At 60.3% G+C, this 16,114-nt stretch carries 11 protein-coding genes; 2 read left to right on the top strand and 9 right to left on the bottom strand.

Annotated elements, in window-relative coordinates:
- Positions 1-107: 107 nt before the first annotated feature.
- Positions 108-1,208, top strand: coding sequence for a LuxR C-terminal-related transcriptional regulator (locus B0G52_RS12735; protein ID WP_094044763.1), 1,101 nt, complete (start codon positions 108-110; stop codon positions 1,206-1,208).
- Here B0G52_RS12735 and B0G52_RS12730 read toward each other — a convergent pair.
- The 5 genes from B0G52_RS12730 to B0G52_RS12710 all read right to left on the bottom strand — a co-directional run bounded on the left by B0G52_RS12730 (position 1,173) and on the right by B0G52_RS12710 (position 8,313).
- Positions 1,173-2,669 (bottom strand): protein adenylyltransferase SelO, encoded by a 1,497-nt coding sequence (locus tag B0G52_RS12730; RefSeq protein WP_094044761.1) that lies wholly within the window; start codon positions 2,667-2,669, stop codon positions 1,173-1,175. The two genes, B0G52_RS12735 and B0G52_RS12730, sit on opposite strands and share 36 nt — an antisense overlap.
- Positions 2,670-2,723: 54 nt before the next feature.
- Entirely contained in the window at positions 2,724-3,080 is a 357-nt protein-coding gene (locus B0G52_RS12725) for a hypothetical protein (protein WP_094044759.1), read from the bottom strand.
- A 267-nt stretch (positions 3,081-3,347) separates the two neighbouring features.
- A complete protein-coding gene (helD, locus tag B0G52_RS12720) occupies positions 3,348-5,765 on the bottom strand; it encodes an RNA polymerase recycling motor HelD (RefSeq protein WP_094044757.1) in 2,418 nt (805 codons plus the stop codon).
- A gap of 214 nt (positions 5,766-5,979) precedes the next feature.
- Positions 5,980-7,293, bottom strand: a complete 1,314-nt coding sequence (locus tag B0G52_RS12715; RefSeq protein ID WP_094044755.1) for an LLM class flavin-dependent oxidoreductase — start codon at positions 7,291-7,293, stop codon at positions 5,980-5,982.
- Positions 7,294-7,305: 12 nt separating this feature from the next.
- Positions 7,306-8,313: an ABC transporter substrate-binding protein gene (locus B0G52_RS12710; protein ID WP_094044753.1), complete on the bottom strand. Its 1,008-nt coding sequence runs from the start codon at positions 8,311-8,313 to the stop codon at positions 7,306-7,308.
- Between the two features lie 289 nt (positions 8,314-8,602).
- On the opposite strand from B0G52_RS12710, the gene B0G52_RS12705 reads away from it, so the two are divergent.
- Positions 8,603-10,243, top strand: coding sequence for a helix-turn-helix domain-containing protein (locus B0G52_RS12705; RefSeq protein WP_094044751.1), 1,641 nt, complete (start codon positions 8,603-8,605; stop codon positions 10,241-10,243).
- 8 nt (positions 10,244-10,251) lie between these two features.
- On the opposite strand, the gene B0G52_RS12700 is transcribed toward B0G52_RS12705, so the two are convergent.
- The 4 genes from B0G52_RS12700 to B0G52_RS12685 form a co-directional block, all read right to left on the bottom strand.
- Positions 10,252-12,096: an ABC transporter ATP-binding protein gene (locus B0G52_RS12700; protein ID WP_094044749.1), complete on the bottom strand. Its 1,845-nt coding sequence runs from the start codon at positions 12,094-12,096 to the stop codon at positions 10,252-10,254.
- On the bottom strand, positions 12,093-13,850 hold the full coding sequence (locus B0G52_RS12695) for an ABC transporter ATP-binding protein (RefSeq protein ID WP_233162632.1): 1,758 nt from the start codon (positions 13,848-13,850) through the stop codon (positions 12,093-12,095). The genes B0G52_RS12700 and B0G52_RS12695 overlap by 4 nt, the downstream gene beginning before the upstream one ends.
- 102 nt (positions 13,851-13,952) lie before the next feature.
- Positions 13,953-14,954: a Gfo/Idh/MocA family protein gene (locus B0G52_RS12690; RefSeq protein WP_094044747.1), complete on the bottom strand. Its 1,002-nt coding sequence runs from the start codon at positions 14,952-14,954 to the stop codon at positions 13,953-13,955.
- Positions 14,947-15,987: an alcohol dehydrogenase catalytic domain-containing protein gene (locus B0G52_RS12685; protein WP_094044745.1), complete on the bottom strand. Its 1,041-nt coding sequence runs from the start codon at positions 15,985-15,987 to the stop codon at positions 14,947-14,949. The genes B0G52_RS12690 and B0G52_RS12685 overlap by 8 nt, the downstream gene beginning before the upstream one ends.
- Positions 15,988-16,114: the final 127 nt, after the last annotated feature.

Below are 16,114 nucleotides of genomic sequence, written 5' to 3'. Positions count from 1 at the left end.
CCAGCTCCCTTGCTTATTCTAGATAGGAATAGGTTATTCCCACTCTAGACGAATAAGGAGCCGCGGCGCCATCCCAGAAAGCTGGGATTTCCGCCTCGGAGGGCGATATGAATAACAACATCAAGCAACGGATCGAACGATTGGCAGAGCGAGCCGAGTCTTCCAAAGAGTTCAGATTGGCGCTGTTGGCGCATCTGCGGGAAGCCTTTCCCTTCGAGGGGGCGTGCTGCACCGTCGTCGACCCGCGAACGCTTCTGTCCGCGGGAGCCGTCACCGAAGACGGCGTGGAGGCGATTCACCACCGACTGTTCGAATATGAATACGGGCATCGGGACTTTAACCGCTTCGAGGAGTTGGCCGAAGCGGACAGCCCCACTGCCGCGCTGGGACTGGCGACGGAGGGCGATCCGGCGCGCAGCGTCCGCTTCCGCGAAGTGCTGCAGCCCGCCGGCTTCGGGGACGAGATGAGAGCGGCTCTGGTGAGCGGGGGCAAATGCTGGGGATTCCTGACTCTGCTCCGAGGGAAGGATCAGCCTTTGTTTACGGCGGAGGAGCTGACGCTGCTGACGTCGCTTGTACCGGCAATCGCTTCCGCTTTGCGGCGAACGAGCCTGGCCCTGGTCGGCGAATCCGCCGTGGAGACGGAGCTGGAGCCGGGCGTGCTCATCGTGGCCGCCGACGGAGCCGCGTTGTCCGAGCTGGCCGCCACCGATTCGGCCGCTTGCTGGCTGGCCGCGCTCCGCGAGACCGAGGACATCGACGCCGGAGTCCTCCCCCGGCCGATCAGGGCGGTATGCACTCGCGCTCTGGTTGAGGGGTCGGAGCATAGCAAAGCCGCCCGCACCTGCGTCAGGCTCACGGGCGGCTCCTATGTGACGATTCGAGCCAACAAGCTGATCGGCCGGGCTCCGGGCGTGCAGCTTGCCGTCATCTTCGAGCAGGCGCAGCCGGCCGACAGACTCCCGCTGATCGCCGAAGCCTACGGACTGTCCGAGCGCGAGAAGCAACTGCTCGGCGCGGTCGTCCGCGGGCTGTCGACCCAAAAAATCTCGACCGAGCTTCACATCTCGGTCTACACTGTCCAAGATCATTTCAAGTCGATCTTCGCCAAGACGGGAGTAACCAGCCGCAGAGAGCTGATCTGGCAGCTCTTCTCCCGCTACGCCTCTCCGTCAAGTGCCGCAGAACGTCCGGTAAGGAAGCCCTGACGGATCGGGCGTCTCGCAATACGGAGCTTGCTCGGAGGAATGCGCGTACGGCTGTTCCAGCACGGCGAGCAGACGCTCCATGACGCTGTAATCGCCCCGCTCCGACGCGGCCTCCAGCGCCTCCTCGACCCGATGGTTGCGGGGAATGACGGCCGGGTTGCTCCCGTGCATCAACTGCCGCGCTTCTTCCCGGCTTGCCGTCTGCCGCTCCCATCTCGCCTGCCACCGCTTATGCCATCGTTGAAACTCCTCGACGCTGTGAAGCGCCGTCTCTTCGATCGCGTCCGCGGTCAGTGCGCGGAAAGTGTTCGTGTAGTCCGCGCGATGCTTCTGCATCAGAACGAGGAGGTCTCGGACCAGTTCCTCGTCCTGATCTTCCTCGTTGGCAATCCCCAGCTTCGCCCTCATGCCCGCCAACCAATGTCCGTGATACTGCTCGCCGAACTCTCCAAGCGCGCCTTCCGCAATGGCAATCGCCTGCTCCTCTTCGTCGTGCAACAGCGGCAGCAGCGTCTCCGCGAATCTCGCCAAGTTCCAGATCGCGATTTGAGGCTGATTGCCATAGGCGTAGCGTCCATTGGAATCGATTGAGCTGAACACCGTCGCCGGGTCGTAGACGTCCATGAAGGCGCACGGGCCATAATCGATGGTCTCTCCGCTGAGCGCCATGTTGTCGGTATTCATGACCCCATGGATAAAGCCGACGAGCTGCCATTGGGCGATCAGCTTGGCTTGGCGACGGATAACTTCCTTCAGCAGCAGCAGGGCGTTTCCGATTTCGTTGCCGCCGTTCCGCTCTCCGTTCGCCGCCTCGGGATAATGCCGCAGCAGTGTATAATCGGCCAGCTCCCGCAGCTCCTCGACGCTCCCCCATGCCGCCGCGTACTGGAACGTCCCGACGCGAATATGGCTGGCGGCTACGCGGGTCAGAATCGCGCCCGGCAGCTCTCTTTCCCGCTGGATGGGCTGTCCGGTCGTCACGACCGCCAAGCTGCGCGTCGTCGGAATGCCCAGCGCGTGCATCGCTTCGCTAATAATGTATTCCCGCAGCATCGGCCCGAGCGCCGCCCTTCCGTCGCCTCCGCGAGAATACGGCGTTCGGCCGGAGCCCTTGAGCTGGATGTCGAAGCGTTCTCCCTCGGGCGTGATCTGTTCCCCGAGCAGCAGAGCCCTTCCGTCGCCGAGCCGGTTGAAATGCCCGAACTGATGTCCCGCATACGCTTGAGCAAGAGGCTCCGCGCCTTCCGGGACCCGGTTGCCGGCGAACACCTCCGCTCCCGCCCCGTTCCGGAGCGCCTCAGCGTTCAACCCAAGCGACGCCGCCAGCCGTTCGTTCAGAACGGCCAGCTTCGGCGCGCGCACCGGCGTCGGCTCCATCTTGGTATAGAGCGTCTCCGGCAGTCTGGCGTAGCTGTTATCGAAGTTCCATCCCGCTCTCTGCGGCTCTTTCTTCTCTTCCACAATATCACCTTGCTCCCAGTAAACTTTTGGACCGTTCTTCAAGTTACAGTCCTATTATACCCTTAGTGAGGCGCCAGAAAAGCAACCGCGAAATACGGTGGAATATTGGGCGCAAAGTCGGACATAGATAAATTGTAGTTTAATTGGATCGATGAAGGCCGGTTCATCGGTTACGAAAGAGAGCCTCACAAGCACGCCAAGATCCCCCACAGCACCCCCTTCAAACACCGTGATGGTCGAATCGAGCCTCTCGGGCATGTTATTGAGCGCTACACAAAGCAGGCAAACGAATCCTTTGCCGCCGATGACGAGAAAATGATGTTGCTGAACGAGATTGAAGCCTTGCAGCGTAAATACGGTGGGAGACCTTTCGAAGATGCTTTTATTTTTGACGATCTGAATCCCGAACAAGAGCACGATGCCTCGCGTTGGCGCTTTTATCGCATGAGGCTGAGCGAACTCTCGTGAGTCGTTATAGTGACTATGTCGAAAAACGCATCCCTCATGAGCCTATCGTCCCCACCGATTGGTCTTATGTGCAGCCCACTCCACTAAAAACGAGCCACTCCAGACTACCCAATTTTAGTCATCGCCATATATGTGCGGTTCTGGAAACGATCCGGGTCTCGCTTCGCGTTAGCGGCAAACTCCCTATCGCTTGAAAAAACATTCAATCGCCTACCGCATGGCCTCATACAACGAGTTATCCACCCCTTCAAGAAAAGGAGACCACGTCCCCGAAGCATACAGCCGAAGCTGATGCATGGCGCGCGTGCATGCCGTGTAGAAGAGCTTGCGCTCGCCTTCCCTCCCGTAAACGTCGGAGGAAGCGTCGTAGATCAGCACCGCGTCGAATTCGACGCCCTTAGCCAAATAAGCGGGGATGACCATGGCGCCTTTCTCGAAGGAGAGAGACTTCTTCGTAATGAGCCGCAGATCTGTGAGTCCTTGTGCGGTCAAGAGTTCGTAAGCCTCCGCGCTCTCCGCCTCCGTTTTCGTTATGACGGCTACGGTGTCGAAGCCCTCGCTCCGAAGCTCCGTTAGATCGGCCGCGATTCTCGCCGCCCGATTCTCGCGATCGCCGGACTGAATAAGCCTGGGTTTATCTCCGCCCCTCTCGAACGGGACGATCTCATTGCCCTCCGGCAGCAGCCGCTTCGTGAATTCCACGATTTCCCGAGTGGAACGATAGCTGCGAACAAGACGAATAAGCGTCGTTTCATCCTCGCCGTACAGCCTTACGAGCGGCGATTCGGTCCCTCGCAAATCCGTCGCTTGAGTGAATATCGCCTGGCCGAAGTCGCCGAGCACCGTCATACGCGCGCGGGGAAACAGCTTTTTCAAATACTCGTACTGGAACATCGAATAGTCCTGCCCCTCGTCGACGAACACATGCCGCACCTCCGTGTTCGTGCGGACCCCCTCGACAAGCTCCCTCAAGTACAGATACGGAGTCGCGTCCTCGTAGAACAATTCGGATCGCTCCAGCTTCTCTTTCGTTTGTTCGCAGATCGCCGTCCAATGCGCGGGAACTTCGGACCCCCCGGTCATCTTCCGATACTCGGCCTCATCGCCGAACAGTTGAACGTACAGCGCGTTCAAGTCTATGAAGGCCAGCTTCTTCACGCTGCGCCTCAGCGGAGTGAAGCTTTCCTTGACCACCATCTGGCGAAGCAGCTCCTCCTCCCGCTCGGCGTAGTCGAAATCTCCCTCGTCCCCCCGGCGTTCGTTGCGAAGCTTTTCCTGAATGACCGCATATTGCTCGGCGAAATCGAACACCCCGCGCTCCTTGTGGAGCTGGCCATGAATTTCCGCGTATTGATCGTTGTCGAGGTAATTCAGCTCCTCCTGCACCCAGGAAGCCTCCCGTTCCTTGCGCTCCAGCGCGCGAAGCTCCTTAAGAAGCCACTCTTGCAGCAGAGCGACGCGATTGGCCAAGCGAATGGACGGATCCCCGCCGTAAAATTGCGCCTTCATCCGCTCCGCGCTAATCAACTCCCGATCTCGAAAACGGATGGCGTTAAATCGCATTCCCTCCCTCTCAAGCCATTTCGCATAGTGCTGAAGCGCCTGCAGGTAAGCCTCCGACGCTTTGTATTCGATCCCTTCCATCCGCGCTTCGTACCCCGGCTCCCCTCGTGCGGCAAGAACGTATTCGATCTGATCGAACGGGTCCTCCAACGCGAACGCGGAACCGAGCCAGTATTCGAGGTATTCCTGGAAAGTCGCCTGCTGCATATTCTCCTCGCCAAGCTCGGGAAGAACCGTGGCAACATAGCTGTTAAAAATCGGATTGGGAGAAAAAAGGACGATCTGGTCTGCGCTCAGCTTGTCGCGATGTTTGTACAGCAAGTAGGCCACCCTCTGCAACGCTGCGGAAGTTTTGCCGCTGCCCGCCGCCCCTTGCACGATCAGCATCCTGTTCTTGTCGTTGCGGATAATTTCGTTTTGTTCCTTCTGGATCGTCGCCACGATGCTCTTCATCTGCGCGTCCGCGCCCTTGCCCAGCACCTGCTGCAGCAGCTCGTCGCCGATCGTGACGTTCGCATCGAACAAATTGCGTATACGCCCGTCTTGAATCCGAAACTGCCGCTTCAGCTCCATTGTCCCGGCAATGCGTCCGCCCGGCGTATCGTAAGCGGCCGAACCCGGAGAATAATCGTAGTACATGCTCGCGATCGGCGTGCGCCAATCGTATACGAGGAAGTCCATGCCGTCCTCCTCGAGAAATGACGCTACCCCGATGTAGATTTGCTCGGTCAAACCCAAGCCGTCCTCCCGAAAATCGATTCGCCCGAAATACGGAGAAGGCAGCAGTCGGTTGAGGCTGTTCCACTGCTTCATCAACTGCCGATGGCTGCGCTCGCGTTCGGACAGCACCGCGGCCTGCTGCCGAATCGTGAAGAAGGTCTCCTCGAAGTCCTCGTCCGTGCTCGTATTCACCGTAACCTCTTCCCAGAAGCGCTTGCGCATATCTGTGACCTGCTCTCGCAGACCGATGGCCTCCGGCTCCAGCTCGGCGAGTCGTGCTTTTAACTTTTCCGTCACCGAATCAAGCCGTTCCTGTTCCGCCTGCCGCACCTGTGCATTCGTCATCCTTAGCACACGCTCCTCGTTCGTTGGTTTGGGAGAAATAATTACAGTTGACACGCCGCCGATCTCCATGGTAAGATTAAGGTGTAGATAAGATGTTATACTTATGTCTTCATACAAAACATACGTTTTAATCATAGCACAGTGCATCTTGACGTGCAATTTTTTTATGCGCAAAAAAGAACCCGGATCGTTTTCCGGGTTCTTTTTTTGCAGCCTAGGGGCGTGCCAGGCCGAGATGCTCCCGAAGCGTGCGGCCCTCGTAATCCTTGCGGAACAGGCCGCGGCTTTGCAGCTCGGGAATGACGAGGTCGACCAGATCGTCCAGCTCCCCGGGAAAATGACGGGGAATAAACGTGAAGCCGTCCGCCCCTCCCTCCTTCAGCCAGCGTTCCATCTGATCGGCGATTTGCGCCGGGGTTCCGGATAACGACAGGTGGCCGAACGATTGCGCAATGTGTCGGTACAGCTCTCCGATCGTGCGCAGGCCGCGCGCGGCGGCCTCTCCATGCCATTTTCTATACTTGGGAGTGACTCCCGGGGCCGTATCGACGTCCGGCAGCGGATCGTCCAGCGAATAGGAGTCGACGTCGATGCCCAGATAAGCGGAGACGTGATCCATCTTCACCTTCTGATCGGCATAGCGGGTCCAGCAGCGCTGCTTCTCGAGCACCTCCTCTTCGGTCCGTCCGACCGTCAGGTTCAGCCCCGGCAGAACGAGTAATTCGTCGGGGGAGCGTCCGCAAGCGGCCGCGCGGGATTTGATATCCCGGTAGAACGCCTGCCCGATCGGCAAAGATTTCAGAGCTGTGAACACGACGTCGGCATCCTGAGCGGCTCGCGCCTTCAGCGCTTCCGAAGCGCCGGCATGCACGATGACCGGATGACCCTGCACGGGACGCAGGACGTTAAGCGGTCCCTTGACTTGAAACCACTTGCCTTCGTGATCGATCGGACGCGCGGAGCCCGGGCGCAAATAGTGGCCGCTGTCCCGGTCGGCGATGACCGCATCGTCGTCCCAACTGTCCCACAGCGCCTTGACGACCCCGACGAACTCCTCGGATTGCTCATGGCGGAGCTCCGGCGCGGGAATGCGGGCATGCCCGAAGTTGCGCGCCTCCAGATTCCCGTTGGAGGTGACGACGTTCCACGAAGCGCGGCCGCCGCTCAGATGATCCAGCGACGCGATCATTCGCGCGATATGGAACGGCTCGCCGTACGTGGTGGAAGCGGTCGCGCACAGACCGATGCGGCTCGTCTCGCCTACCAGCGAGCTGAGCAGCGTCAGCGGCTCCGGCCAGGCTCCCGCCGTTTTCCAGAAGTCCGGGTCTTCCACATCCTCAGCCATATATTTATCCGCCAGAAACAGCATATCCAGCTTGCCCTCTTCGGCCTTGCGGGCGATGCGCCGATAATGCTCGAAGCCGAGCAACTCCCCCGCGTCCGCTCCCGGATAGCGCCAGCCGATTTTATGATGCGGGGGCGAGACGAGCAGCAGCGACAGCTTCAATTGTTTGGATTCCTTGGACATCGGGCGCACCTCCTACGACTGACCGAGCAGGAGACGCGGGATTTCGTCCAGCGCCCAATAGAGCGTATAGGCGTCCGCCATCGAAATGCGCTGATGAAGCCGATAGACCTGATTGGCTTGAACCGCCGGAAGCCCCTTCCACACGGAGCCCTGCTCCACGGAGGACATCGTGTCCCTGGAGTCCTCGTCGTTGACGACTATGAAGATCCGGTCCCCTGAAAAATCCGGAAGCGCCTCTTCGGTCAACTGCTCGGATGAAAATGTCGCGTCCTGCTGCAGCTCTTTCAGACGCTCCGGAGGAGCGAAGCCCAGCGTCTCGTACAGCGTCCGGAACACGGATGTCCGATAGACGTAAATGCTCTTGAGCGCGTACTGATAGACGATCGCGGTTTCACCCGGCTTCACGACGGGCTGCAGCTTCTCCTTGGCTTCTGCGACGCGCGCTTCGTAGCGTTCAAGCCAAGCCTCCTTCTCGGCTTGCTTGCCGAGCACGTCCGCGACGATATCGAGGCTTTCGAACGGATCGCCGAAGAACGGCGTCACGACCACGGGCGCGACTTTGGAATAGGCCTCGATCTGCTCGGCCGGCGTACGCGCGGACGCGAAGATCAGATCGGGAGTCAGCGCCAGAATCGCTTCCATGTTCGAACCGTCGCCAAGCTCTTCGATCCCGCTTTTCTCCTCCTCGTTATAGAAACGCAGCATCGCCTGCGTGCTGCCGACCGGCTTCGCTCCCAATGCCAGCATATCTCCGACGTTCCACAGGGCGAACACGCGCTGCGGCTTGACCGGAATCGTGACCTCCCGTCCCGATACGTCCTTGTAGACGCGCGTCTCAGAGGCGTCCGCGCTCGCCGACGGAGCCGCGCTCTCCTCAGGCGAAGCTGTACCGGATGCTGCGGCCGAAGCCGGAGGAGCGGATGCCGACGGAGCCGCCTCCTTGCTTCCGCAAGCGGACGCGAGCCCTGCCAGCATTAGCGCGACCAACGCTATAGTGAAAAACCGTAACGAACGAACCATGAAAAATAGACCTCCCGCTGTATAAATGATAATTATTCTCAATCATTAACAGCATAGACGCCGGACGGCGAGAAAAAAATGGACTTTTGCGACATGTTCGATTCGGCGGTGATTGCGCGGGTTCTGCGAGCGGCCCCGTCTTTCTTCGCGATGGCGCTGCGGCTGGCGTGCCATTCATGCAGCGATGCAGCGACTGGCGGTTGATGAACATCGGAAGGCTGTGCTACCATGTGAATGAGAATTATTATCAATTAACTCTATTCCCCGAGAACGATCGAGAGGGATTGCCATGAATAAATCGAAGGCCGCTGCCGCCATCCAAGCAACACGAAGAGAGCCGGCCGAGCGCGGCTTGATGCTGCTGGATGTGAGTCTGGTCCATATTTCCGCGGAAGCCGATCCGTGGACATACGGCAGCACGGACAGCTGCGCCTTGTTTGCCGTATGCAGCGGACAAGGCACGGCAACGACCGACCGTCAGCGGTTAACGCTGAACCGGAACACCTGCCTGCTGGTCGCTCCCGGATGCCGAACGTCGATTCGACCGGATTTCGGGGAATTGCAGCTGTATCGGGTGAGCTTTCGTCCGTCCGCTCCGGACGGCGGCTTAGCCGCTATGGAACGAATGCCGCGAGCCGCTTCTCTCTGTCCCGCGGAGCCGGAGACGCTGCTCTCTCTGCTTGAGGCCATGTGCGAAGGCGATGTCCCGTTTACGGGAATGGACCGGTATAACACGCATATTCGTTTCATCCGCTTCCTGTCCCTGATGCTGAAGGGAAGTACCGATGCGGAGAAGCTGGACCATTCGCTGCAGTCGGTGGAACGGACGATCGCCTATATCCACCAGCACTACGACAAGGAGATCGGCGTCGGGGAGCTGGCGGAGCTCGCCCATCTTGGCGTACGCCAATATAGCCGACTGTTCCGCCGCCTGACCGGAGTGAGCCCGAACCACTATCTGAACGAGTATCGCGTCAACCGGGCCAAGGAGCAGCTGCTGCTCACCCGCGATCCGCTGGAGTCGATTGCGCATCGGTCCGGCTACCCGGACGAGTACTATTTTATCCGGCGCTTTAAGGAGCTGTCCGGCACGTCGCCGCGCAAATACGCGAAGAAGCAGGGGGCGCAGCGCAGCATCGTCGCCCTGCAATTCGTGGGCGAGCTGCTGGCGCTCGGCCTGCATCCCGTCGCCTCGCTGCGCGAAGCGCTGATGCTGATGGAGAATGATCCCCGGATCGGGACGATTCGCTGTATCGGGGATAAAGAGGCGGACTTGCAGCAGCTCGGCGAGCTGCGCCCGGATGTGATCATTGCCGCCGATTATATGCCGGCGGAAGCGATCGCCGAGCTGTCCTCCTGCGCGCCGACAGTTGTGTTGAAATGGGACTGCGACCCGCTGGAGCGCGTGCGTCTGCTTGCCGAGGCGCTCGGCGAGCGGCAGGCGGCCGAGAAGTGGCTGAATGCTTATGCGCTCAAGAAAACCGTGGTACAGGAGCTTTACAACCCCCTTGTCGAGAAGCGCAAAAGCGCGGCCGTGCTTGGGCTGCAGGAGGGAAGAATCTGGCTGTTCGCGCCGCGGTTTTTCCCCGTCTTTTACGAAACGCTCGGTTTCCGGCCGCCCGCGCTAATGTCCAACATGCTTTCGTCCAATCCGCATACGCGGCTCATGCTTCTGCGCTTCGAGCAGTTGGAAGAGCTTCGCGAGACCGGGCACATCTGCTTCATCTACAAGTCGCGGGACGAGTTCGAGGCGGAATTCGCCCTTCTCAGCCACCGGGAAAATTGGCGGCAATTAACGGCGGTACGGGAGGGCGCCGTGTCCACTTTCGGTCCCCGCTGGGCATCGTACGACGCTTCGACTTTGCTGTGGCAGATGGAGCAACTGGAGGAAACGCCCTCCCTTCTGATGCCTGCCGGCATCCGGCTCTAGGAGCCGCCCTAGGAGCCGCTCTCGTCCCCGCTCCATAGTCTGCGGAACGACTCGTTTCGCTCCAGAAGCTGCTCCGCCGTGCCTTCCGCTTCGATCCTGCCGTCCTTCAGAACGAGGATATGATCGGCTCGGGCAAGCGCGGCCTTGCGGTGCGAGACGACAAGGCAGGTCGCGTCGCCCCGGTCAGCGAACAGCCGCTCCCATAGCTTCTGCTCGGTCTCGACGTCAAGCGCGCTCGACAGATCGTCGAACACGTACAGCTCGGCATCCCGCACGAGCATTCTTGCCGCAGCCGTCCGCTGGGCTTGGCCCCCGGACAGCTTCACGCCGCGCGGACCGATAACCGTGTCCAGTCCGTCGCGGAAATGCCGCAAATCCTCCTCCAGCACGGCCGTATGCAGCGCGCGCTCCAGTTGACCGCCGCGGTCCTCCAGACCGAGCAGAATATTTTCACGCAGCGTATCGCTGTACAGTCTCGGCACCTGCGCGGAATAGGCGCTGCGAGGCGGCACGAAGAAATTGCCGGCGTCATCCACCTCGCGCCCGTTCCAGAGAACCGTCCCGCTGTCTTGCGGAAGCAGGCCGAGCAGCGTGCGGACGAGCGTCGTTTTACCCGAGCCGACCGGTCCCGTAACGACGGTGAACGAGCCCCGCCGCAGATGCAGGCGAATGTCCTCCACGCCCCTTCCCGTCTCCGGATACCGATAGGTCAATCCGCTGACGTCAAGTTGCTCCAACCGTTCTTCCGCTGCCATTCCGATAACCGCCGGCCCCTTGTTCATCCGGTGTCCCGCAACCGCGGATGCTTGCTCCGTCCTGTCCGAAGCATTCGCCCGCAGTCTCGCGGCGCCTGGCTCACGCCCCTTCTCGCCAAGCGTGTTAGCCTCCGTCAGCACTTGCGCCGGCGCGCCCTGAAGCAGATCGGTCAACCGCTCCTTGGCGACCGCCATCTGCTTGAAATAGGTCAGAAACTTGCCGAAGTTGGAGATGAATTGGGTCACGAACGTCAAATAGTACACGAACAGAGAGAAGTCGCCGACCGTGAACTCGCCTCCGCGCATCTTGTGTCCGGCCAGCAGCAGAATGAGTCCCGTCCCCAGGTTCACCGTATTGGAGAAAACCGAGTCGAGCGCTTCCGTCATCAGCTTGTCTTTCAGCATCGACTTGCGGCGGTCGTCGTTCAGCTTCCGGAACCGTTCCGTCACGCGCCGCTCGGCGCCGGCCACCTGGATGGCCTGCACGCTGCCGAACATCTCGCTGATCGCTTCCGTCACCTTTGCCGTCGATTCCCGGCTAGCCGCGCGATACTTCTGCAGCCTCGTCGTGGCCAGCTGGGCGGCGACGATCACGATGACGAGCGGCAGAAACACGAGCGTCGTCATTTCCGCATCGATCCTCAGGAGAATAAAGCACGAAACGACGGCGAAGCAGGTCATGCCGAAGACGTCTACCGACCAACTGACCGCCTCCTCCGATTGATCGACGTCGTCGCGGAAATGGCTGATCGCCTCTCCCGGCGAACCCGGAATCGCCCTCGCTCCAGGACGCTTCAAAATGTGCTCGAGCACGTTGCGGCGCAGGAGCATTCCCATCCGGAAACGAAAATTCACGTCCGTAATGAACCCCAGATAGACGGTCGCGCTCCTGGCCAAAGCGAACCCGACCAGCAGCGCGACCAGCGCCCACGTGCCGAGCCCGGTTGCCGCATGGCCGGTCAACGAATCGAAAAATTCCTTGGTAATAAGGCCCGGCACGATCGGCATCAAGTAAATCGCCGTCCACACGAGCGCGTTGAATACATACCATCCCGGGCGGTAACGGATCAAGCGCCACATATACGAGAACGTACTCATGCCAACACCTCCTCGAGTCCGGCGGCCAGCATGCGGCTGAAGCGCGAGTCCGGATCGGCGGCGAGCGCCTTCCTCGGTCCGTTCTCGACGATGCGCCCCCTTTCCAGAATGACGATTTTGTCGGCGCGTTCGACGGTCGCCAACCGATGCGCGATCATGATGCAGCTCCGATCCTTCAGCAGCTTGTCGACGGCTCTCTCCAGCCGGTGCTCCGTCAACGGGTCGAGGCGCGACGAAGCTTCGTCCAGAATGACCAATCCCGGGTCGGTCAGGAACACCCGAGCGAAAGCCAGCAGCTGTCCTTCTCCCGCAGACAGGCTGCCCCCGCCCGAAGCCAGCGGCGTATCCAGCCCCTGCGGCAGCGAATCGTACCAGTCGCCCAATCCAAGCTCGCGGAGCACGCCGATCATTCGCTCGTCCGGCACGCTCTCGTCGTAGAACGTCAGATTGTCGCGCACGCTGCCCTGGATGATCTCGATATTCTGCGTGACGAGCGCGACCTTCGTCCGCAGCTCGCCGAGCTTGCACTCGCGGATATCGACGCCTCCAAGCCGCACGCTTCCCTCCCGCGGGTCGTAGAAGCGAAGCAGCAGGCGCGCGAGCGTCGTCTTGCCGCTGCCGGTCCGGCCGAGCAGCCCGAGCACTTCGCCGGGAACGAGCCGCAGCCGGATGCCGTCCAGCGTCGGCTCGTCGTCGTATCCGAACGTGACGTCATCGAATTCAACGGCCAACGGTCCCGAGGGCAGCTCTGCTCCCGGACCATCCTGAATTTTCGGACGCATTCCCAACAGCTCCCGGATACGCACGAGGCTGGCGTCAGCCTTCTGCAGGTCTTCGATCTGGGTGCGAATTTTCTCGATCGGCTTGGCGAGCAGTTCCGTATAGTAGAAAATCAAATACACCGTCCCGATCGTAATGCTGCCCTGCTTCCACAGGTACGCGCTGATCGCGAACGCCATCGCATTGCCCAGGGCGAACACGATGATCGTCGTTACCCACATCGACGCGAACCCGAGGAACGCCTTCGTGCGGATCGGCAGCATCCGGCGCAGCAGGCCGTAGAAGCGATTCATGACGAAGCCCGTCGCTCCGTTGGCGCGAGTGTCCTCCGTCCCCTCCAGATGCTCGCCGATAAAGCCGTAAAACTCGGCGTTGACCTGCCGCCACTTCGTCCATACCGGAAGCGCGTATTTGCGAATCCACTGAATAACGAACACGGCGCCGATCACGAACAGCAGCATGCCCGCTCCGATCAGGACGTTTTCTCGGAAGAGGAGGACCACTATGCCCGCCATCAGCAGCAGATTGCCGCCCAAGTGGATGATGAAGCTGGAGAAAAAGTTGGCGAGCGCGTTCACGTCGCCGTCCACCCGTTCGATGATCGAGCCCGTCGTGTTCGACTTGTGGAACGACATATCGAGCTTCAGACCGTGCTCGGCCAGGTCGCCCCGCAGCCGGTTCGTCGTGCGCCAAGCCAAGTTCTCGCTCACATAAGTCGCGATGACGGAGACGACCTGCTGAATGAGCGAGAAGCCGATGAACAGAAGCGCTGCGTAATAAAGCGGTTCCAACGAACGGTCGGATTGGGCGGTATCGATAAAATAGCGGATGATTTGCGGATTGATCAACTGCAAACCGATCGAGCCGAACAGCAGCGCCGTGAGACCGATTAACGCGCTTCGCTGCGGAAGCAAGTAACGGCTCAGCATCTCGTAGTAATGCCCGATCGATTTGGTTTTCGCGGTCTTGCCCATAACTTGCCTCCTCGCGCCATGGAACGTAACAAAGGCGACAACCGGCCCTATTCAGAGGGGTTATCGCCGCTTATTTGAATGTATCCGAATCCGGCGAGGCCGTCAATCCGCTTCGAGCGTTCCAATCCTCTTCCCTTCCCTGCAGGACTCAATCGCCGCATGCGCGAGCTTCAGCGATCGATAGCCCGCCCGAGCGTGAATTGGCGGTTGCTCTCCGGCAAGCAACGCCTTCAGCATAACGTCCGCATGCGCATCGAACGTTCGGTGAAACTCCCTGTCCCGGTCGTTGAAGTAACCCGCCTGCCACGTTTCCGCCAGCTCGCTCCCCGCTTGCTGGAAGCGGAACTGCCTGACCGTATCGTCGACCACCAGCCGCCCCGCCGTACCGTTCACTTCCAGCCGCTGCGTATCTTGGTAGGCATAGGAGGAATCATAGGAACCGACCAGACTGCCCACCGCACCGCTGGCAAAACGCAGCGCAATCGACATCGTGCTGAAGCCTTTGCCGGTCATCTCCGTCATCTCCGCCATGACCGAGGAGATCGGCCCCAGCAAGTACTCCAGCGAATCGAAGCCGTGGCACTGAGTCTCGATCAGATTGGCGTAGCGATGCCCGCCGTCGCCTTCGCCGCCGAACCGCCAAGTGGCGAATACGGGGTCTCCCAGCGCTCCGGCGTCGAGCTTGCTCTTGGCAAGCCGCATCGGCTTCGCATAGCGGTGGTTGAAGTTGATGCCGAAGAACAGCTTCCTCTCTGCGGCTGCGGCCAACAGGCGTTCCGCCTCTCCGAGGTCGAAGACGAGCGGCTTCTCGACGAACAACGGCACTCCCGCCTCGATCACTTCCATCGTCGCGTCATAATGATCTTGATTCGGAAGGCAGATGCTGACCAGGTCGGGCTTTTCTTTCCCGATCATCTCCCCGATGCTCGTATACGCCCGGACACCGTACCTCGCCGCCCGCTCAGCCGTTCTCTCCGGCGTCCTGCCGACGATGGCGCACAGCTCCGAAAGCTCGCTTTGCGAGAAGACGCGGGCATGCTGCTCTCCCCAGCCTCCAGCTCCGATCAACGCAACTTTTACTCGTTCTCCCTGAGTTCTACTCATGCTCCACCACCACTTTCCCGCACTGTCCGGAGAAGAACAGCTCTGCGGCCTGTTGAAGCTCCCCAGCCGGATAACGGTGCGTAATAATCGGCCTTAACTCTTCCAGATGCCCTTTCAGCAAAGCGGCATTCTCGGCAAGCTCCGCAAAAGCGAAATATTCGCTGCCAAGCACCGTTCTCTCCGCCGCGATCAAATCCGGGCTGACGTCGAGAGACAACGCTCCGCCATGACCGACGCACACCAGCGCGCCTCTCTTGCCGAGCACGTCCATCGCCTGTCTCCTCGCCTCGGTTCTGCCGCTGGAGTCGAACGCCGCATCAACTTCCTCAAGGCCGTGCTTTCTCAATTCTTCCGCCAACTCCGCCCGATCCGCGCGAATCGGAATGCCGCCCATCTTTTGCGCCAGCTCCAGCCGATAGTCCGTCACGTCGGTAATGAACACCGGAACGTCTTTCCCCAGCATAATCTTCGCCATCGCCAGCAGCGCCAGCCCGATCGGTCCTGCACCGGCGACGAGCACGGATTCGATGTCCGGCCTTGCGAGCTTGGCGCGGCGGATCGCATGTCCGCCCGTCCCCATCACGTCGAGCAGCAATGTGGCGTCAGTGAAGGACACGTCATCGTCGATCGGGAAAAATATATTTTCGTGTACGAGCATGTACGGACCGTATCCCCCATCGTGGGTGAATCCCATATCCGCCCGCTTATGCAAGCATTGGTTCGTATAGCCGAGACGACAGCTCCGGCATTCGCCGCAGAAGTCCATCAGGAAGACGACGCCGCGCGCGCCCACCTCGACTGTCGTTCCGGGTCCAGCCGCGACAACGACGCCCGCAGCCTCGTGACCGGGAGTCAGCTCCGCCGAACCGTTCAGGTAGAAGCCTTTTTCCGAACCGCACAGCGCGTTCGCCTTCGATTGCAGAAGCAACTGTCCGGGACCCGGACTCGGCACCGTCTTCTCCACCCACTCCACACGGCCTTGACCGGCAAAAACGGGGGACCTCATTGCGGCAGGCAGGTTTGGCAAACTCATCTGCTGATCTCCTCCTCCAGCGTTATGGCGACGAGGACGCGGCGCGTCGGGATGCAGCGCAACGTCGGGGATCGCACGCCTTTCACACTTGTCGATTTCCACGTTATGAACGTTGGGATATACTTGT

This window comes from Cohnella sp. SGD-V74, from assembly GCF_003001675.1.
Taxonomy (GTDB): domain Bacteria; phylum Bacillota; class Bacilli; order Paenibacillales; family Paenibacillaceae; genus Cohnella.
Note: the sequence above shows the minus strand (reverse complement) of the source record. Positions and strands in the feature narration are given on the sequence as shown.